We start from the raw sequence: 17,247 nt of genomic DNA, 5'->3' as shown, positions 1-17,247 counted from the left end.
CGGGCGCGGCGCCGGCGCGCGGCACCGCGCGCCGCCGTCACAGGAAGACCAGGTTCATCTTGCCGACGATCGGCAGCAGCGCGACCACGGCGAAGTAGAGGGCGATGCCCACGCCGATGCCGACCACGAAGCCGGAGCTCATCTTGAGGGTGTCGGACATGACGAATCTCCTCACTCGGCCGGAACGGCGGCGATCTGCGGCCGCACGGGCGCGGCGTCCTCGGCGGTCCGCGGGACCGTCAGGCGCCAAGCCGGCCAGTTGTCCATGTACCAGTGATGCAGCAGCATCACGTTGATGAGCCAGATGGTCGGGATCATCGGGAACTGCTCGGGTTGCGAGACGCCGCGCTGGGTCCCCAGAGCGAGGTGGCTGATGTTGTAATAGACGATCATCAGCGCGACGCCGCCGATCGCGACGATCAGGGTCCGCAGCGCCACGTTGACGGGCGTCGAGAACCGGGTCGGCCTGTTGCCGCAGTAGAAGTGGAGATAGAGCGCCGGCAGCAGGAAGAAGATCATGATCTCGCCGACGTGAAGCCACCGCCAATCGGGCGCGTTCTCGTTGCGGGTGCCGCGGATCACCGGCCCCATGTAGAGCTCCAGCGCGAAGTAGAAGAACAGGTGGAAGGCCCAGGCGATCGCCACGATGCCGAAGAAGGTGACGACCCGACGCGTCCAGGCGTGCCTGATCAGCTTGAACGGCCAACGCTCCCAGACCGTCTCGACCAACCAGACGACGACGGTCGCGCACATAATCCACGAGATGTGAAAGTTGCCACTGACCGTGTTGGCGAAATCCTCCCAGTAGGGTGGCGATACCGCGGTGAACTGCTGCCACGGATAGTAGAGGATGCCCATGTGCGGATGCATGGTGACGAAATACAGCACCGTCGAGAGGAAGAAGGTCACGATCAGAATCGTGATTCCCTGCACGGGCTGGGGCTCGTTCCGCCACGGCGCCCGCTCCATGCCGACCACCCAGGCCGGCGACAGCCAGCTCGCCAGCGCGGCGAACATCAGGATCGCGAGCGCCGCGTACTCCTCGGCGAAGAACCGGGTCATGCGCGGGAAGGCGGCGGTGCGCTCGGGGTTGAAGTAGGTGATCCCGAGCGAGCCCAGGAACCACTGGAAGAACCCGTGGATCACCAGCAACATGATCGCGACGGCGACCGGCAGCGCGATCATCGCCTTGACCAGCGGATGCCAGGTCTCGAGCTGCACGCGGCGCATCGGCCAGAACTGGAAGATGTAGACCATCCAGATCAGGATGATGAGCAGCCAACGGGTGTACATGTAGCCGACATACGGCGTGTAGAGCCGCATGATCCCGCGCGGATCCTGGAAGATCCACCAGGTCACGAAGAACACGGACAGCAGGCAGACGACGTTGACGGCATGCGTTACGGGCCACGGCCAGCGGGCGGTCAGCTTGCGCTCCTCCAGCCACCCCTCGCCGTACCGCTCCGTCGCGGTTCCGGATTGAGCCCCCATGTGGGCCTCCCTGGGTAGGTTCGACACAGTGCTCTTCGACACAGTTCGGACGCCGAGGCCCGTGTCGGTCGGCTGTCGTCGGGGGATGCGTCAGTCGGTCGGCGGCGCAGCCTTGGCGAAGATCGCCTTACAGATCTCGAGGTCGGTTCGGTTCTCCATGCTGATTTCGTACCGGCGGGCCTCGTCGGCGAGGAACGGTCGCGCCTCGTTCACCAGCGCACACGCGATGTCGTAGGAGGCGAAGGGGTCGTCGGGGGTCTCGGGGGCGGTCTCCTCGCGGGGCTCCCGGTCGGGCGCGCCGGCGAGCCGGAAGGCGAGGAAGGCACGGCGGGTGACCGGGTCGGCGCTCATGCGCGACCTCCCTGGCGGACCGTGGGACGAGACGACGCGGGCTCGTCGCGTTCGTCGGGTCCGGCGACGCCGACCTCGCCCGCATGGCAGCCGCACATGGCCCCGATCGGCGGCAGTCGCCACCCGGCGGCGTCCCACCAGGCGGCGAGATCGAACGGCGCGACCGCAGGCGGACGCTCCGGTCCGGCGGGCCACAGCAGCAATCGGCCGCCCGCAGCGTCGTCCAGCCGGGCCGCCGCCCGTCTCTGCCGATCGACCGGAACCCCGAAGCGCGGCAGCCCGGTCACGCGGATCTCGAGGGCGGACAGGTCCGGGTCCGGACGGACCGTGGCGCTGTCACCGGGACCGAGATGCCACACGAGGCCCGGCGCCGACCGGATCTCGACGGCCGCCGGCGGCTGCCGGCCGACCAGGGCATGGGCGCAGACCAGGAGATCGACGATCGGCGCCGACAGGGCGGTCCCGGGGACCGACCGGCGCCGGCGCGGTCCGCACGCCGACGTCTCGATCTCGCACCAGACGTCCTGGGTCGACAGCGTGAGGTCGACCCAGCCGCCGGCCCGCGGCACCAGACCGATCGTGCCGACGTGATAGAGGCTCGGATCGAGATCGCCGGCCGCGCCGACGGCGGGCGTGCCGGTCCGATCGAAGAGGGCCGAAATCCGTGCCTCCTGCTCCCCGTCCGTGAAGGTCGCAAACAGCGTCTCGTCGGCGGGATCGGGGAAGCAGCGGATCGCCAGCTCGATCCCATCGACGCCCGTCGCGCCGTCGCCGTCCGAGGGAACCAACACGATCTCGAAGGCGTCGGTTCGCCCCGCCAACCAGACATACCATGCAGGCCAACCGTCGGCCCGGCGGCTCACCGCCTTCAGGCCGAGCTTGCGCTTCGCTGCGGTGCTGGAGCCGACGAACGCGAGCAGCCCGGCGATCGTCGCCTCGGCGAAGCCGACGGCGTCGGTCGCGATCCTCTCCTCGAACAGCTCGGCGCGATCCAAGCCGGTGCGCATGGCGCACCTCCCGATGGAGGGAACAAATTCAGCAACTGATCACGCACACATTCAACCGACCGCATCGTTGATCTGGATCAGCACGGCGTTAAATGCGTTACGACGTACATAACATTTTCGCGAGCTCGGCGTTGATCTGCATCGGCCCTGCCAATTGTGCAACATGCCCAAGATCAGGCATAGCGATCCGTCCTGTTCGCAGAAAGTCTCCGGTTCGCGCCGACCCTCGCGGCGCCTATGCTGTCCGACGTCTTCACCGGCGGCGCGGTCGCGCTCACGCTGGCGCTCGTCTGGGCCTGGCGGCGGCATGGCGAGCGGGCCAGGGCCTATGCGGCCGCGCTCGCGGGCGACCGATAGAAGCTCGCACGCCGGGCACAGGCGCGCTTGACGATGCCGACCGTGTCGGCGGAGCGGAACGCGAGCGCCGCCAGCTCCTGCGGGTTTCTGGTGGCGACGCCGATGGCGGTGCCCATGATCTGCGGAGCGCGGCCGGTCCCGGAATTGACCGCGGTGTCGAATACGATCTGGTCGGGCCCCTTGGGCCAGGCGTCGCCGACCATCGGGACCTAGTAGTTCCCGCGGTAGATGTCCTGCAGCTCCTCCTCGGAGATGTTGCGGACGCTCCTGTCGTGCAGACCGTGCTTCGCGCGCCAGCGTGTGCATTATCGTCGCTCGCCCGCCGCGTGAACGGCCGATTGGCTGCTTGGAAGCCCCTCCTTTTCCACACGCCGCCGAGCGGTGGGCGTTGATGTGCATCGAGCTGACGTCTGGTTCGAGTTTTTCGAAGCCCTGACGGGCTCGACCGGCATCGCTCGCGGATACAATCTAAGTACACAGTCGCAGCCGGTCAGGGACGCGGCCCGTCCCGGCGGTGGCGCGCTCAGGGAGGCCGACAGGCCCGAGCGGCCGCTCGTCCGTCGGGCGCCCGTCGCGCCGGCCGCTTCCAGGGTCTGAGTTCCCTGCAATTATCGGCGATAAATAGAGCTGACTTCCGGTGTGCTCAACTCGTTTGAGCGGCCCGGACGTCGGCCGGAGCTCGCGGTCCCCGTCTCGCGTCGCGCCGGCAGGTCGCGTCCGCAACAATCCGGATGCGACGAGCACTGGACGCGACGCACGAATTGTACTGTGATTGTATCATTCATTAAGGAGGCCGGGGCATGAGGATTGTTGTCGTCGGCTGCGGCGAAGTCGGCCGCTGTTACGTCACTGCGCTCGCCGAGGCGGGCATTTCGGTTTCCGATCTCTGCGACGCCCACCCGTCTCAGGCGGCCCGCGACCTCGCCTCGCGGATCGGCGCGCCGCTGCACGACGCCCCCGGGGCGTGGCTCGCCGGGGCGGATCTGGTGCTGTCCGCCGTCACCGGCGGGCAGGCGCTGGCGGTGGCGCGCGCCAGCTTCCCGTTCCTGCGGCCCGGCACCGTGTTCGCCGACATGACCACGGCCTCGCCGGACGACATCCGTGCGGCCGCGGTCGCCGCGCAGGCGGCGGGCGTGCGCTTCGTCGACGTCGCCATCATGGGCGGCATCTCGCTCAAGCGGGCCGAGACCGGGCTGATCTGCGCCGGCGACGGCGCCGCCGATCTGCGCGACCTGCTCGCCGCCGTGAAGGCGCCCGTGACGGTGCTGACCGGCGAGGCGGGCGACGCCGTGACCCTGAAGCTGCTGCGCAGCATCTTCATGAAGGGCCTCGAAGCGCTCACGGTGGAGACCTTCGTGCTCGCCCGCCGGCTGAAGCTGGTCGACGCCCTGCACGACAACCTCAAGGATTTCGACGCCGCGCCGCTGCGCGCCTTCCTCGAGATGCTGGTGCGCACCCACGTTCTCCACGCGGAACGGCGCCTGCACGAGGTCGAGGAGGCGGAAGACCAGCTCTTGCTGGCCGGGGTCGCGCCCTGCGTCACGCCCGGCGTGCGGGCGCTGTTCGCCCGCACCGCCGACGCCCTCCACGAACTCCCCCCCGCCGCCGAGCCGGCGGGCGCCGACGCGGCCCTGTCGTGGCTGTCGGTAGTCGCCGACAGCGGCCGCGCCAACCCCGCGCCGCGTGCCGCCGACCGGTGCGGCGACGCCGCCTGACGCCACGACCTCCGTCCGCGGCGCACGCGCCGCGCGCCGACGATGCAGACCCGGCGTTCGACCGGGGACGTTTCAGGGAGGCGACGATGGACGAGACCGACTCCGACCGATTCCCCGCGGAGGTGGAGGACCGCACCGACCTTCCCGCCGGTGCGCTGTTCGTCACGATCGGGACCCTCGGCCTCGTCTTCTCGCGCCAGATGGCGGTGTGGCGGGCGGGCGAGATCCAGAGCGGCTTCGTGCCGACGCTAGTCTCCTCGCTGCTGATCCTGTTCGGTCTGATCGTGCTGCTGCAGGGCCTGCGGCAGCGCGGCCGGCTGCCGTCGATCGCGTCGCTACGGCCGCTGGTCGTGGTCACGGCCTGCGTCGTCCTGTTCGCCTTCACGGTCGAGCGGCTCGGGCTCGTCTTCGCCACCATGCTCACGGTCTTCCTGTCGACCTTCGCGTGCGACCGTCCCCGCGTCCTGCAGTCGCTGGTGGTCGGTACCGTGCTGTCCTTCGCGTGTGTCGCCATCTTCATCTGGGGCGCCAAGCTGCCCCTGAACGCGTGGCCGTTCTGATGGACGTCTTCACCAATCTCGCCTACGGGCTCGGGATCGCCATCTCTCCCGACAACCTCCTGTTCTGCTTCGTCGGCGCCCTGCTCGGCACCCTGATCGGCGTGCTGCCGGGGCTCGGCCCCACCGCCACGGTGGCGATGCTGCTGCCGGTGACGTTCTATCTGCCGCCGACCGGCTCGCTCATCATGCTCGCCGGCATCTTCTACGGCGCGCAGTACGGCGGCTCGTCCACGGCCATCCTGGTCCGCCTGCCGGGCGAGGCCTCCTCGGTGGTCACCTGCCTCGATGGCTACGCGATGGCGCAGCAGGGCCGCGCCGGCGCCGCGCTCGCCGTCGCCGCCCTCGGCTCGCTGTTCGCCGGCCTGACCACCGCCTTCGTGATCGCGCTCGCCGGCCCGCCGCTCGCCGACATCGCCGTGATGTTCGGCCCGGCCGAGTATGTCGGGCTGCTGACCATGGGCCTGATCGGCGCCGTGGTGCTGGCCAGCGGATCGATCCCCAAGGCTATCGCCATGGTGCTGCTCGGTCTGCTGCTGGCCTGCGTCGGCATCGACATCTCGACCGGCGAAAAGCGCTTCACCTTCGAGGTCACCACGCTCTACGACGGCATCGGCTTCGTGCCGCTGGCGATGGGCATGTTCGGCCTCGCCGAGGTGGTGGTTAGCCTGGAGGAGACCGGCGGGCGCGGCCAGACGACGGCGCAGATCAGCCGGCTGTGGCCGTCGCGCACCGATTTCGCCCGGGCCTGGCCGGCGAGCCTGCGCGGCACGATCCTCGGCATCCTGCTCGGCATCCTGCCGGGCAGCGGCGCCACCCTGGCGTCGTTCGCCTCCTACGCCCTGGAGAAGAAGGTCTCGCGCCGGCCGGAGGAGTTCGGCCGCGGCGCGATCGAGGGACTGGCCGGGCCGGAATCGGCGAACAACGCCGCCGCGCAGGCCTGCTTCATCCCGATGCTCAGCCTCGGCGTGCCGCCGAACGCCATCATGGCGCTGATGATCGGCGCGATGATGATCCAGGGCATCCAGCCCGGGCCCGCCGTGATCGCCACCCAGCCGGCGCTGTTCTGGGGCATGATCGCCAGCATGCTGATCGGCAACGTGACGCTGGTCCTGCTGAACCTGCCGCTGATCGGCCTGTGGGTGCGGCTGCTGCGCGTGCCCTACTCGGTGCTGTTCCCGATCATCCTGGTGTTCTGCGCGATCGGCACCTACTCGCTCAACAACAGCGTCTTCGAGGTCGGTCTCATGGCCGCCTTCGGGGTGCTCGGCTACGTCTGCCGCCGACTCGGTTGCGAGGTCGCTCCGCTGATGCTCGGCTTCGTGGTCGGGCCGATGTTCGAGGAGAACCTGCGCCGCGCCCTGCTGCTGTCCCAGGGCGACCCGTCCGTCTTCGTCACGCGGCCCATCGCCGCCGGCATGCTCGGCGTCTCGGCGCTGCTGCTGCTCGCCGCGCTGGTGCCGACCCTGAAGCGAAAACGGCAGGTGCTGCGCGCCTGACCGATCCAACGAGACAAACGAGCTGGAGGAACTTCGATGATCGCGACGCGGCGGACATTTCTCGAACTGGGCCTCGCCGGAACCACCACGGCCCTGCTCGGCACCGGCCCGGCCCGGGCGGCCTGGCCGGAGAAGCCGATCACCATGATCGTCGCCTACGCGCCCGGCGGCTCCACCGACCTGACCGCGCGCGTCCTCGCCACCTATCTGGAGAAGTACATCGGCGGCGGCGCCAAGATCGCGGTCGTCAACCGTCCCGGCGCCGGCGGCGAGATCGGCTTCACGGCGCTCTCCGAATCGACGCCCGACGGCTACACGATCGGCTTCCTCAACACGCCGAACGTGCTGTCGATCCCGATCGAGCGGACCACCAAGTTCAACTGGCGCCAGTACGAGCTGCTCGGCAACCTGCTCGACGATCCGGGCGGCTTCTCGGTGCACGTCGACAGCCCGATCAAGTCGCTGAAGGATCTCGTCGCCTACGCCAAGGAGAAGCCGGGGGCCGTGACGGTCGGCACCACCGGGGTCGGCTCCGACGACCATCTCGCCATGATGGCGTTCGAGCGGCTCACCGGCACCAAGCTGACCCACGTTCCGTTCGCGGGCGCCTCGGCGGTCCGCAATGCGCTCGTCGGCAAGCACATCGTCCTCGGCGCCATCAACATCGGCGAGGCCAAGCAGTACGTCGCCGGCGGCAGCCCGTTCCGCAATCTCGGCCAGATGAGCGTCAAGCGCGTCAACATCGCCGAGGACACGCCGACCTTCATGGAGCAGGGCTTCGACATGGTGTTCGCGTCGATGCGCGGCGTCGGCGCGCCGAAGGGAATCCCGGCGGAGCTGCGCGACCGGCTGGTCGACGCGGTGGCGAAGACGGCGGCCGATCCGGAGTTCGTCGCCAAGGTCGCCGGGATCTACGCCCCGATGCGGTTCCTGCCGCCGGCCGCGTACGCCGCCGAGCTCGCCGGCGTCGAGGCGAACCTGCAGCAGATGTGGAAGGACACCCCCTGGAACGTCAAATAGGCGATGCCGGCCGGGCGGGCTCCGGTCCGCCCGGCCGCGGATGCGCCGACGGTCGTCACGCCCCCGCGGAGGCTCCGTGGGCCGGCTTCCGACGCCCCGAAACCGAGCACTCGACATGTCCAAGCAGTACGTCACCGAAGCGTCGGCCGACACCTGGATCGAAGCGCGCGCCCTGCGGACGTTCTGCGCCGACGTCTTCGTCGACGCTGGACTTCCGGCGGATGCCGCCGCCACGGTCGCCGACAATCTCGTCGTCGCCGATCTGCGCGGTGTGCACTCCCACGGCGTCACCCGGATGGAGATCTACACCGAGCGGCTGCGGCGCGGTCTGTTCAACCCGCACCCGCGGATCACCATCGACCGCACCGGGGCGGCCGCCTGCACGATCGACGGCGACAACGGCATGGGCGCCGTGGTCGGCACGGCCGCGATCGGCGAGGCGATCGAGATGGCGGCGGCGACCGGGCTCGGCGCCGTCACGGTTCGGCACAGCAATCACTTCGGCACCACGGCCTACTACATCGCCAAGGCGGTGGCGCGCGGCATGTTCGCCTTCGTCTGCTCCAACGCGCCGCCCACCATGGCGGTGTGGGGCGGCCGCGAGCCGCTGTTCGGCACCAACCCGCTCGGCTACGGCATGCCGACGGGACGCTACCCGGCGATCGTCGCCGATCTCGCCACCAGCATCGTGGCGCGCGGCAAGATCCTGCTCGCGGCGCAGCGCGGCGAGATGATCCCGCCCGGCTGGGCGCTCGATCCCGAAGGGGCGCCGACCACCGATCCGCACGCCGCGCTGATCGGCGCCGTGCTGCCGTTCGGCGAGTACAAGGGCTCGGCTTTCGCCATGCTGGTCGAGCTGCTCGCCGGCCGCCTGTCCGGAGCGAACTCGCTGCAGGAGGTGCCCGACTTCTACCGCGACCTCAAGCGGGTCTCCAATTTCGGCCACTTCTTCCTCTGCCTCGACGTGGCGCGGTTCATGGACATGGACCGGTTCCGCGCCCGCGTCGACGACATGATCACCACCCTAAAAGCGTCGAAACGCGCCGCCGGCCACGCCGAGGTGCTGATGCCCGGCGAGATCGAGACCCGGCTGCAGGACGAGCGGCTGCGCAGCGGCATCCCGCTCACCGCCGAGATCGTGCGCCTGCTGGAGACGCTCGCCGCCCGTCACGGCGTCGCCTTCCCGGCGGTCTCGCACCGGCCGCTCGCCGCCGCGGAGGCGGTGCCATGAACGAGGTCTTCGTGCTGGAGCCGGTCGCCGCCGAGGCGATCGCCCTGCTGGCGGAGCGGGTCCCCGTGGTGGCGCTGCCGCAGTCGCGCGAGATCCCGTGGGTCGGACGCGCCGCCGCCGTGATCGTACGGGCGGCCGGCGTCACGGCCGCCGAGATCGCCGCCGCGGCGCCGACTCTGAAGGTGATCGGCAAGCACGGCGCCGGGGTTGACGCCATCGATCTCGCCGCCGCCCGCGCCCACGGCGTGCGCGTCGTCTCCACGCCGGACGCCAACAGCTGCTCGGTCGCCGAGCTGACGCTCGGGCTGACCCTGGCGCTGGCGCGCCGCATTCCGCTCGCCGACCGCAGACTGCGCACCGGCACGCCGTTGTCGCCGGCCGAGCGGATCGGCACCGAGCTGACCGGCAAGACCTTCGGGGTCGTCGGCTTCGGCGCCATCGGGCGCCGCGTCGCGGCGCTGGTCCGCGCCGCCTTCGACGCCACGGTCGTCGCCTTCGATCCGGGGGTGGCGTCCGAGGTGTTCGCCGACGCCGGCGCGATCCGCGTGGCGACGCTGCCGGAGCTGCTGGCGCGCGCCGACGTGGTGACGGTCCACGTGCCGCTGCTGCCGGCCACCCGCGGGCTGATCGGCGCCGCAGAGCTCGCCGCGATGAAGCCCGGCGCGCTGCTCGTCAACACGGCGCGCGGCGGGGTGATCGACGAGACGGCGCTCCACGAGGCGCTGTGCGCCGGCCGCATCGGAGGCGCGGCGAGCGACGTCTTCGTCGCGGAGCCGCCGTCCGCCGACCATCCGCTGCTCGGCCTTCCCGGCTTCGTCGCCACGCCGCACATCGGCGGCACCACCACCGAGGCGCTGTCGCGCATGGGCCGCGACGTCGCCGCCGGTGTGCTCGACGTGCTGGAGGGCCGGCCGCCGCGCTTCCCGGTCGTGTGAGGTTCGCACGACCGTCCACCGACACCCGATCGATCCTTCACAACGGAGCACCACATGCCTGCCGTCGGCTTTCGCATCACCAACTGCATCCAGCGGCCGCCCCGCGATCTCGTCGAGGGGTTCGCAGGCCTTCCGGTCGCCAACATCGCCGACAACATGAGCCGCATGTTCTGCGTCGCGGCGCGTATTCGCCCGGTCAACAGCGTGCCGCTGCTCGGTCCGGCCCTCACCGTGAAGGCGCGGCCGGGCGACAACCTGCTGCTCCACAAGGCGCTCGATCTCGCCGAGCCGGGCGACATCATCGTGGTCGACGGCCAGGGCGACACCGCCAACTCGCTGATGGGCGAGCTGATGGTTCGCTGGGCGATGCGGCGCCGGATCGGCGGCTTCGTCATCGACGGCGCGATCCGCGACCTCTCGACCCTCAAGATCCTGCCGATCCCGGTCTACGCCGCCGGCGTCACCCCGGCCGGGCCCTACAAGGAAGGGCCGGGCGAGATCAACGGCGTCGTCTCCTGCGGCGGCGTCACGGTCCATCCGGGCGACATCGTGGTCGGTGACGACGACGGCGTCGTGGTGATCGCGCCGGCCGACGCGCCCGACATCCTGGCGACCTCGCGGGCCAAGATGCGCGACGAGGAGAAGACCCGCGAGGAGATCGAGCAGGACCGCTGGGACCGCGCCTGGGTGGACAAGACCCTGGCCGCCAAGGGCTGCCGCGTGGTCGACTGAGCCGCGCGCCTCTTCCGGTCGGCCGACCGATCTGTTAGGCGGTAGCGCGACGGAGGATGGCCCCGCCGGACGGGGCCGTTCGCGGCGCACCGGGCGACACGGACGACACGACCACCATGCGAGCCTCGCGGCAGAGCGGACGGCCGGCCGGCGCGGGACTGCCGGTGCCGGAGGACGCGCCCGGCCCGCCGGACGCGTCCGGTCCGCCGGAGCCCCGGAGCGTCGCCGACGCGGTCTACGCCATCCTGCGGCAGCGCCTGATGGCCGGCCACTTCGTCCCCGGTGCCCAGCTCAAGGAGGAGCACATCGCGGCCGACCTCGCGGTCAGCCGCACGCCGGTGCGGGCGGCGCTCAAGCGGCTGACCCTCGACGGCATGGTGGTGGCCGCCGCCAACCGCGGCGTGTTCGTCGCGGAATGGACTGAGCAGGACATCATCGAGGTGTTCGAGCTGCGGCTCCTGCTTGAGGCGCGCGCCACCGGCCTCGCCTCGCAGCGCGCCACCGTCGAGCAGATCGCCCGGCTGGAGGCGCTGAACGACCGCCTCGCCGCGGCGATCGCCTCGACCGGCAAGGGCCGCATCGCCGACATCCAGCGGACCAACTCCGAGTTCCACCACGCCGTCGTGATCGCCGCCGGCTCGCCGCGGCTGCGCACCATCCTGGACAACCTGCTGGACCTGCCGGTGATCATCGGCTCGTTCTACTTCTACACCGACGTCGAGCTGCTGCGCAGCCTGCAGCACCACCGCGACATCGCGACGGCGATCGCCCAGCGCAACCGGGACTACGCCGAGGCCGCCATGCGGCTGCACCTGCAGGCGACCTACGGCCTGTTCATGCAGCGCCGCCAGACGCGCAGGGCCTGACGCTGGCGGGCGCTGGTGCCGCCCGGCTGGAGAGATCAGGTGATCGAAACAGAAGCCGTGCGACGTCGGCGGTCCAGCGCAAGCCTTTCCCGGAGCCTTCGAAGTCGTCGATTCTGACCCCCCGGGGTGGAGCTCCGGAGGCCCGATGGGACCCAAGACGGCCCCGGGCGCTCCGCGTGCTTCAGGCCTGTAATACCGACGGCCCTGACGGCTGAACGATGTGAGCCCATGCCCGCGGTCCGATGGACCCGATGGTTGCGGGCTGGGCAACGAGGCGTCGCCAAGCGTCGCAAGCGGCGTCGACGATCTCGTCGTAGGTGTCGAAGACACGGTCGAGAGCCAGTTGCCGCGCAGGGACTGCCAGACGTTTCCGACGGGGTCGAGCTCCGGCGAGCGGGACGGCAGGAACAGCAAGGAGGCCGGCAACGGCGCGCCAGGCCACGTCGGCCAGTTCGGAGAGAATGGTCATCGCGCACCTTCCGGGCCGCAGCCTTTACGAGGGGATTGATCGCGGTCGGGGCGGGCTGGCCGGTGAGCGCCGCCTTCTTCTCGCGCGAGCGGCCGTTGACGTACACGCCGAGGACGCCGAAGCGCGGGCCCCAGTACAGCGAGAGAAGTCCCAAGGCGTTGACCGCCCAAGTCGCGAGCGCCCAGCAGACCGCGCATTCGAGTGTCAGCTCGAAGGCATAGATCGGCCGCCACCAGCGCTGCACGACGTCGCCGGACGCCACCTCGATCCGCATGGTGTCGTTCGTTTCGGCGAGCGCCTTGGATTAGGCCTCGGCGTCCGCCTTGGCAGCGACCAGCCGCACCTGGTCGCCACGGCCATCGGACGCGGCATCGGCGTGAACAGCTGGATCGCTTGGCCGTTGAGCTGGAGAATCTCGGTCGCAGCGCCGACGTTCGCGCCGGAGAGGAACGTGCAGACCCCGAAGGTGTAGAAGCCCGTCGGCCGGCCCGTCCCGACCGTGAAACTGTCGCCGCTCGCGACTGCCGTGACGGCGAGCGTGTCGATCAACGGCGCCAGCGCCACCTTGCACTCGGCACTGCCGAGATCGGTGCGACAGAGCCGGGAATAGAGCTTGCCGGCCGACTGCTGCAGGCGGTTGGCGATCCCGCGGATCTCGGCGGAGAAGCGGCTGTCGGCGCGCTTGATCTCGCCGAGCCAACCGCGGCGCAGCAGCAACCGGCCCTGGGCGAGGTCGGCCCAGTTGACGAGGAAGATGTCGATCCTGGCCCCGTCGAACAGCCCGGCCGAGAGGTCTTCCGCCGTGAGGGCGTCGTCGTCGAGAAAGCCCTCGACGTCGAGGTTGTCGACCCGAGAGATCCGAGCCCGACTTGATGGCGCTCGGCAGGAACCCGGTCGCCGCCACATAGGTGAGCCCGTCGATCACGAGCGGCTGGTCGTGGTCGGTGAAGCCGCGCACCCAGCCGTCGGTCCGCTCCAACCGCCAGCAGGTGGCAGCGTGGTCACCTCGCCGGCGATGTGCGCCGCAAGCGCACCCGTTGCGGTCTTCATGCGCGAATCTCGACGACGACGATCGAGCTGACCTGATGGATGTGGTAGTCGACCGCGACCACCGGCAGGTGATCGGTGTCGAACCGGACCGCCACGTCGAACTGGAAATCGGCATAGGGCTGCGCGCCGGGCGCCGCCGCGAACGTCACCTTGCCGTTGAGGTGGTTCACCGTGACCGCGACCGGGGTCCCGCCGATCCGCACCACGACGGAGCCGGCGACCGGCTTGGTGATCACCCGCTGCTCGGCGGACGATCCCGACACGTACTGCTTGAAGAGCTGCCACACCAGCGGCTCGGCCGTCGCGCCGAGCGGCTCGCCCGCCGCCTCGAAGTCGTTCCAGTCACGGAAGCGGAAGCCGTAGGCCCGGCCCTTGCGGGCGCGGAAGAGGGAAAACCGGAGCACGGCAGCCTCTGCGTCAGCGTCAGCGACAACCTTCAACTCGATCCGGTATTTCCACTGAGTTGCTCGGCAGTGCCTCTCGGCCACTCCGCCCCGCTGATCAGATCGTTTGATCGAAGCGTGCTGAAAAAAATACTTCCGAATTTCGCGGCATCACGCGCGCGCTTAGCCCACCGGTCGCGAGGCGAATTGCCGGCAAGATTCGCCACCCCCCACCCCCATCCGGACAGGCACTCGCCTGATCGCGCAAAGTCGACCGAGGTACATCGGAGGCCACATCCGTTCGAACGAGCTGACACGCAGACGCGAGAGGCGGCTGATGCCCCGTAGTCGGCGCCAGACGTGATCTGGTGCGCAGATCTTCCGAGCGCTACCCTCAGGACCCCGCGATCGAGGATCCGCACTGGCGGCCTTCTCTGGCCGCGGACGACCCATTGTGGTCGGGCCCTGGCGTCACAGAACGCGGATGCTCCAGGATCCGACGCGAGTCAGGACATCGCTCAGGCCGCATCGCGCATGCCGAGGACGACGGCCGGGCTCGATGAGCGCCGGAGCGGCTAGCGATTCTCGCTCAATGACAATTTCTCACTTTGGGAGACCCTTGGGATACCCGCCAACGCAGTCTTTGAAGGTCTCCCATTTCAAATTTTGGCGCTCATATCAACATCTTATGTATAGCATTGGGATACTGGGAGACGTTTCCCGTATACGCGCATATGAGAGATACAAATCTGAATTTATTTTCTCATGTGTGCTTCCTATACGCGCGCACATGGAAAATGCCTCCCATTTTCGGAAAGGTCTCCCAAACGCTTTTGAAACAAGGGCTTGCCAGGAGGGCAGGTCTCCCATTTTTGGGAGACCTGGGAGACCTCGCCCTGTTCGGCCAATCGCGAGGTCAATACGATAATGCGCCGCACCCCGCCTGCAGCGGCATGCAGCGTTTTCACCTGGGCCGGACCGAACGTCGGCCTGCTCGCAGGCAAGCTCGACTCGGACGCCTGGACACGATACGCCTCGATGAGAGCACTGGCTTGGACGGACCGTGCTTATCCACAGCACATTGCGCGCCCGAATTGCGCCCGCCGCACGGCAACGAGAACCTGATCAGATACACAGCTGATCGACAGGACCAGCCTGATCACCTGATCACACGTGATCAGATGCCCGATGATGGGTTACCGTGGTGAACACGCGCACACCATCGTCGTTGATCGAGCGCAGTTCGCGCGGGAGACCTGGGCGGTCTCCCGTCTCGTCGGCTCGTCACGGGGCATCCTTGCGTCGCTCCAGCCGGAGCCCGCACCAAAGAACGTTGCAAGACTTTCGGCGCTCGTAGCCCAGCGCGCCCAAAGCCATACCGAACACCCTGCCGCCCAGGCGCGGCAAGTTTCGCGTGGAGGCCCAAGACCCATACGCCTCGCGCAGAACACTGGCCTGCTCCCACGCGTTCCTGTCCAAAATACACTGCGCGTCGATGAATGCTCGAATAGCCTCGGCGGCGGCAGCCACGCTGGCTTTTTGGGTGAGGACCGGGCGTCGGGCCGGCGCGGTCGCACCGGCAACCGCTCGTGATCCTGCACGGTTCGTTGCTATCGGCGTGACGAGCACGCGCAACACCTGGTCGCCGATCGAGTGGAGTTCGGCAGGCGTCAACTGATGTGCTCGCCCCGGCGGGAGCGCGATCGAAATCGTGAGCGAGTCGCCGCCTGCCGCTGAGGACGCGCATACCGTTATGACGTTCGACGGCGCCGTCACCCGGAGCTCGCGATCATGTAGGTCGGCCTGCCCGAGGCTGGCAGCGCGCCGCGTCTCGTCGGCCCGGATCATGACCGCACCTCCCGGCTGGCCGGCGCGAGGCGCGTCGGGGCGACGGCGTTGGCCTCCACCCAGGCGAGGAGGTCGGTCCGGCGATAGCGCACGGCGCGGCCCGCCCGGATGAACCGCGGGCCGGCATCGACCGCTCGCCAAGCCTGCAAGGTACGGCAGGAGAGGTTCAGCAGCTCGGCCGCTTGCCTCTCGTCGAGTAGCGTGTCGCCACTCGAGATCGTGGAGTTCGTCTTCATCGCTCTCACCCACATCGATTCCGATGAGTCACGATGCACGCGTACGACGTCGAGTTCAGCAAAATTGAACTGCCGATACCTGCCAGGATCTGACAGAGTCTGCCATGTCACAGCTCACGCTCGTGAGGTGACGGCCGTGCCGCGATGATAAATGATGGAGCCCCCGAAAGTCGGACGCCTGCAGTCCGGCTACGGTGCTCCGTCTCGCTGGATGTACCGGTAAACCGACCGTTCGCTCACGTTCATTTTTCTGTTTGTTGCAAGCCAATCGATGATCTCCCAGTTGCGCGCCTTGGCCGTGAGAGTTTTCGGAATGCCGTCCGGCCACAATATGCGGATTGCAACAGCGATATTCTGGTGGGTCGCGGAATGTTTGCGTGTGGGTTGTTCGGCCGCGCGTTCCGCCGCTGGTGATCGTGCCCGGTCGGGCTCGGTCGGCTTCACGTGAAACGCGCCTTGCCCGTTCGCGCCGGGGTTCTTGTCAGAAAGTCGCGGCGAGTCCGACGGCGGAGGCGCATCTGCCGACGCCGCGAGCCGAGGCGATCCGGCTGTCACGATCAGCTCGCCCGACCTTTCGACCAGATCCTCGCCGATTTGTTCGAACAAACGGCTCCTCGGGAAGTGGACGCGGAAGCTCGGCCTCTGCCACCACCACGTCGGCACCGTGACCGCGCCATCGCGTGCGACGAGCGCGCCGGTGCGAAGCAGTTCGAGGAAGCGGGCGACACGCGCGCCGATGTAGCGCCCGATCACGGTCAGCCGACCTCCGGCTTCATCGTCCAGCGTGTAGGTCCCGTTCTTCGTGTAATGCCAGTCTCCGGCCTCCCGCATGTACCCCTGGCTGACCAGCCACACGTCGGCGAGGCACCAGTCCTCGATGGTGACCGGCCAGGCGTGCCGGCCGAAGGTGAATTGGCCGTCCAGCACCGGCCCGACCAGATGGCTGCTCGCGATGACGTGTTGCAGCTCCGGCCAGTTCAGCACCGCTTCACGGAACGCGTCGGCGAGCCGCATTCCGGATAGCCGCGTCGCGACGTCCGGGAGATCGAGCAGCCCATAGAAGCCGAGATCCGCGACATAAGGAGGCTCCGCCGGGGCCCACGCCGGCGGCGGCGGAAGCGTGAACAGCCTGAGCTTGCGGCATTCGGCATGGGTCAACAGACGCCGGGGACTGTCGGGCGGCACGCGAGCCACGGCGAACACGTGCGTAGAGCGAATGCTGCATTCGAGTTCCCGGTGGAGCTGCTCGCGGGCATCGTCCAGGTCCGCCATCAGGCTCCTGCGCCGTTCCGCTGCCCGCCACTGCTGATCGTAGGTCTCCTCGTCCGGAGCATCCCGCCGCCGCGGAAACTCATCCGGCGTAATCGGGCCCCCGGCTGCCGCCAAGGCTTTTTCCAGCCGATCCTTCGCGCACCAGGCGTCGATGTCGGCTGGTCGTTCGAGCGCTTCGGCAAGGCTCAGGCCGGGACCTGTGAACGGGTCGTGCGCCATGGTGACGGA

The 17,247-nt window shown here is 68.9% G+C and carries 18 protein-coding genes and 2 pseudogenes; 8 read left to right on the top strand and 12 right to left on the bottom strand.

From position 1 onward, the window contains the following. Positions 1–37 precede the first annotated feature (37 nt). The 5 genes from CCR97_RS31620 to CCR97_RS09840 form a co-directional block, all read right to left on the bottom strand. Entirely contained in the window at positions 38–160 is a 123-nt protein-coding gene (locus CCR97_RS31620; protein WP_244670350.1) for a Rax2 family protein, read from the bottom strand. Positions 161–171: 11 nt separating this feature from the next. Continuing rightward, on the bottom strand, positions 172–1,491 hold the full coding sequence (locus CCR97_RS09855) for a hypothetical protein (RefSeq protein WP_201159459.1): 1,320 nt from the start codon (positions 1,489–1,491) through the stop codon (positions 172–174). 90 nt (positions 1,492–1,581) lie between these two features. Then, the gene (locus CCR97_RS09850) at positions 1,582–1,842 is read right to left on the bottom strand and encodes a hypothetical protein (RefSeq protein WP_111358840.1); all 261 of its coding nucleotides are present in this window, start codon (positions 1,840–1,842) and stop codon (positions 1,582–1,584) included. Further along, entirely contained in the window at positions 1,839–2,849 is a 1,011-nt protein-coding gene (locus CCR97_RS09845; protein WP_111358839.1) for a hypothetical protein, read from the bottom strand. Before CCR97_RS09845 ends, CCR97_RS09850 begins: the two co-directional genes overlap by 4 nt. Positions 2,850–3,175: 326 nt before the next feature. Continuing rightward, on the bottom strand, positions 3,176–3,409 hold the full coding sequence (locus CCR97_RS09840) for a lysozyme family protein (protein WP_111358838.1): 234 nt from the start codon (positions 3,407–3,409) through the stop codon (positions 3,176–3,178). A gap of 597 nt (positions 3,410–4,006) precedes the next feature. Between CCR97_RS09840 and CCR97_RS09835 the strand changes: the two genes are divergently transcribed. The 8 genes from CCR97_RS09835 to CCR97_RS09800 all read left to right on the top strand — a co-directional run bounded on the left by CCR97_RS09835 (position 4,007) and on the right by CCR97_RS09800 (position 11,761). After that, a complete protein-coding gene (locus CCR97_RS09835) occupies positions 4,007–4,921 on the top strand; it encodes an NAD(P)-dependent oxidoreductase (RefSeq protein WP_201159458.1) in 915 nt (304 codons plus the stop codon). A gap of 86 nt (positions 4,922–5,007) precedes the next feature. Beyond that, positions 5,008–5,481: a tripartite tricarboxylate transporter TctB family protein gene (locus CCR97_RS09830; protein ID WP_111355716.1), complete on the top strand. Its 474-nt coding sequence runs from the start codon at positions 5,008–5,010 to the stop codon at positions 5,479–5,481. Continuing rightward, a complete protein-coding gene (locus tag CCR97_RS09825; protein WP_111355717.1) occupies positions 5,481–6,977 on the top strand; it encodes a tripartite tricarboxylate transporter permease in 1,497 nt (498 codons plus the stop codon). The genes CCR97_RS09830 and CCR97_RS09825 overlap by 1 nt, the downstream gene beginning before the upstream one ends. A 36-nt stretch (positions 6,978–7,013) precedes the next feature. Continuing rightward, positions 7,014–7,997 (top strand): tripartite tricarboxylate transporter substrate binding protein, encoded by a 984-nt coding sequence (locus tag CCR97_RS09820; protein ID WP_111355718.1) that lies wholly within the window; start codon positions 7,014–7,016, stop codon positions 7,995–7,997. A 115-nt stretch (positions 7,998–8,112) separates the two neighbouring features. Next, positions 8,113–9,228: an Ldh family oxidoreductase gene (locus tag CCR97_RS09815; RefSeq protein ID WP_170145698.1), complete on the top strand. Its 1,116-nt coding sequence runs from the start codon at positions 8,113–8,115 to the stop codon at positions 9,226–9,228. Next, entirely contained in the window at positions 9,225–10,163 is a 939-nt protein-coding gene (locus tag CCR97_RS09810) for a hydroxyacid dehydrogenase (protein WP_111355720.1), read from the top strand. The genes CCR97_RS09815 and CCR97_RS09810 overlap by 4 nt, the downstream gene beginning before the upstream one ends. A gap of 54 nt (positions 10,164–10,217) precedes the next feature. Then, positions 10,218–10,895 (top strand): RraA family protein, encoded by a 678-nt coding sequence (locus CCR97_RS09805; protein WP_111355721.1) that lies wholly within the window; start codon positions 10,218–10,220, stop codon positions 10,893–10,895. Between the two features lie 116 nt (positions 10,896–11,011). After that, positions 11,012–11,761 (top strand): GntR family transcriptional regulator, encoded by a 750-nt coding sequence (locus CCR97_RS09800; RefSeq protein WP_111355739.1) that lies wholly within the window; start codon positions 11,012–11,014, stop codon positions 11,759–11,761. Positions 11,762–11,942: 181 nt separating this feature from the next. On the opposite strand, the pseudogene CCR97_RS09795 reads toward CCR97_RS09800, so the two are convergent. From CCR97_RS09795 to CCR97_RS09770, 7 genes and pseudogenes are all read right to left on the bottom strand, one after another. Continuing rightward, positions 11,943–12,178, bottom strand: a pseudogene (locus CCR97_RS09795) (hypothetical protein); the annotation flags it as partial. A 256-nt stretch (positions 12,179–12,434) separates the two neighbouring features. Continuing rightward, positions 12,435–13,136 (bottom strand): DUF2163 domain-containing protein, encoded by a 702-nt coding sequence (locus CCR97_RS09790; protein WP_245428727.1) that lies wholly within the window; start codon positions 13,134–13,136, stop codon positions 12,435–12,437. 7 nt (positions 13,137–13,143) lie between these two features. Beyond that, positions 13,144–13,395 (bottom strand): annotated as a pseudogene (locus tag CCR97_RS32035) (baseplate hub domain-containing protein); the annotation flags it as partial. After that, positions 13,277–13,768 carry a DUF2460 domain-containing protein gene (locus tag CCR97_RS09785; protein WP_245428729.1) on the bottom strand — a complete coding sequence of 164 codons (492 nt, stop codon included), beginning with the start codon at positions 13,766–13,768 and terminating at the stop codon, positions 13,277–13,279. The pseudogene CCR97_RS32035 and the gene CCR97_RS09785, both read right to left, overlap by 119 nt. Positions 13,769–14,947: 1,179 nt before the next feature. Further along, on the bottom strand, positions 14,948–15,511 hold the full coding sequence (locus tag CCR97_RS09780; protein ID WP_111355724.1) for a hypothetical protein: 564 nt from the start codon (positions 15,509–15,511) through the stop codon (positions 14,948–14,950). After that, positions 15,508–15,747, bottom strand: a complete 240-nt coding sequence (locus CCR97_RS09775; RefSeq protein ID WP_111355725.1) for a helix-turn-helix transcriptional regulator — start codon at positions 15,745–15,747, stop codon at positions 15,508–15,510. Before CCR97_RS09775 ends, CCR97_RS09780 begins: the two co-directional genes overlap by 4 nt. Before the next feature lie 189 nt (positions 15,748–15,936). Continuing rightward, entirely contained in the window at positions 15,937–17,238 is a 1,302-nt protein-coding gene (locus tag CCR97_RS09770; protein WP_111355726.1) for a hypothetical protein, read from the bottom strand. Positions 17,239–17,247 lie beyond the last annotated feature (9 nt).

Source organism: Rhodoplanes elegans (assembly GCF_016653355.1).
Lineage (GTDB): Bacteria > Pseudomonadota > Alphaproteobacteria > Rhizobiales > Xanthobacteraceae > Rhodoplanes > Rhodoplanes elegans.
Note: the sequence above shows the minus strand (reverse complement) of the source record. Positions and strands in the feature narration are given on the sequence as shown.

Coding starts and splice junctions, on each gene's coding strand:
- CCR97_RS09770 (WP_111355726.1), bottom strand. CDS start 17,238: ATGGCGCACGACCCGTTCACAGGTCCCGGCCTGAGCCTTGCCGAAGCG.
- CCR97_RS09845 (WP_111358839.1), bottom strand. CDS start 2,849: ATGCGCACCGGCTTGGATCGCGCCGAGCTGTTCGAGGAGAGGATCGCG.
- CCR97_RS31620 (WP_244670350.1), bottom strand. CDS start 160: ATGTCCGACACCCTCAAGATGAGCTCCGGCTTCGTGGTCGGCATCGGC.
- CCR97_RS09775 (WP_111355725.1), bottom strand. CDS start 15,747: ATGAAGACGAACTCCACGATCTCGAGTGGCGACACGCTACTCGACGAG.
- CCR97_RS09825 (WP_111355717.1), top strand. CDS start 5,481: ATGGACGTCTTCACCAATCTCGCCTACGGGCTCGGGATCGCCATCTCT.
- CCR97_RS09850 (WP_111358840.1), bottom strand. CDS start 1,842: ATGAGCGCCGACCCGGTCACCCGCCGTGCCTTCCTCGCCTTCCGGCTC.
- CCR97_RS09820 (WP_111355718.1), top strand. CDS start 7,014: ATGATCGCGACGCGGCGGACATTTCTCGAACTGGGCCTCGCCGGAACC.
- CCR97_RS09830 (WP_111355716.1), top strand. CDS start 5,008: ATGGACGAGACCGACTCCGACCGATTCCCCGCGGAGGTGGAGGACCGC.
- CCR97_RS09855 (WP_201159459.1), bottom strand. CDS start 1,491: ATGGGGGCTCAATCCGGAACCGCGACGGAGCGGTACGGCGAGGGGTGG.
- CCR97_RS09800 (WP_111355739.1), top strand. CDS start 11,012: ATGCGAGCCTCGCGGCAGAGCGGACGGCCGGCCGGCGCGGGACTGCCG.
- CCR97_RS09810 (WP_111355720.1), top strand. CDS start 9,225: ATGAACGAGGTCTTCGTGCTGGAGCCGGTCGCCGCCGAGGCGATCGCC.
- CCR97_RS09840 (WP_111358838.1), bottom strand. CDS start 3,409: ATGGTCGGCGACGCCTGGCCCAAGGGGCCCGACCAGATCGTATTCGAC.
- CCR97_RS09790 (WP_245428727.1), bottom strand. CDS start 13,136: ATGTGGCGGCGACCGGGTTCCTGCCGAGCGCCATCAAGTCGGGCTCGG.
- CCR97_RS09805 (WP_111355721.1), top strand. CDS start 10,218: ATGCCTGCCGTCGGCTTTCGCATCACCAACTGCATCCAGCGGCCGCCC.
- CCR97_RS09835 (WP_201159458.1), top strand. CDS start 4,007: ATGAGGATTGTTGTCGTCGGCTGCGGCGAAGTCGGCCGCTGTTACGTC.
- CCR97_RS09780 (WP_111355724.1), bottom strand. CDS start 15,511: ATGATCCGGGCCGACGAGACGCGGCGCGCTGCCAGCCTCGGGCAGGCC.
- CCR97_RS09815 (WP_170145698.1), top strand. CDS start 8,113: ATGTCCAAGCAGTACGTCACCGAAGCGTCGGCCGACACCTGGATCGAA.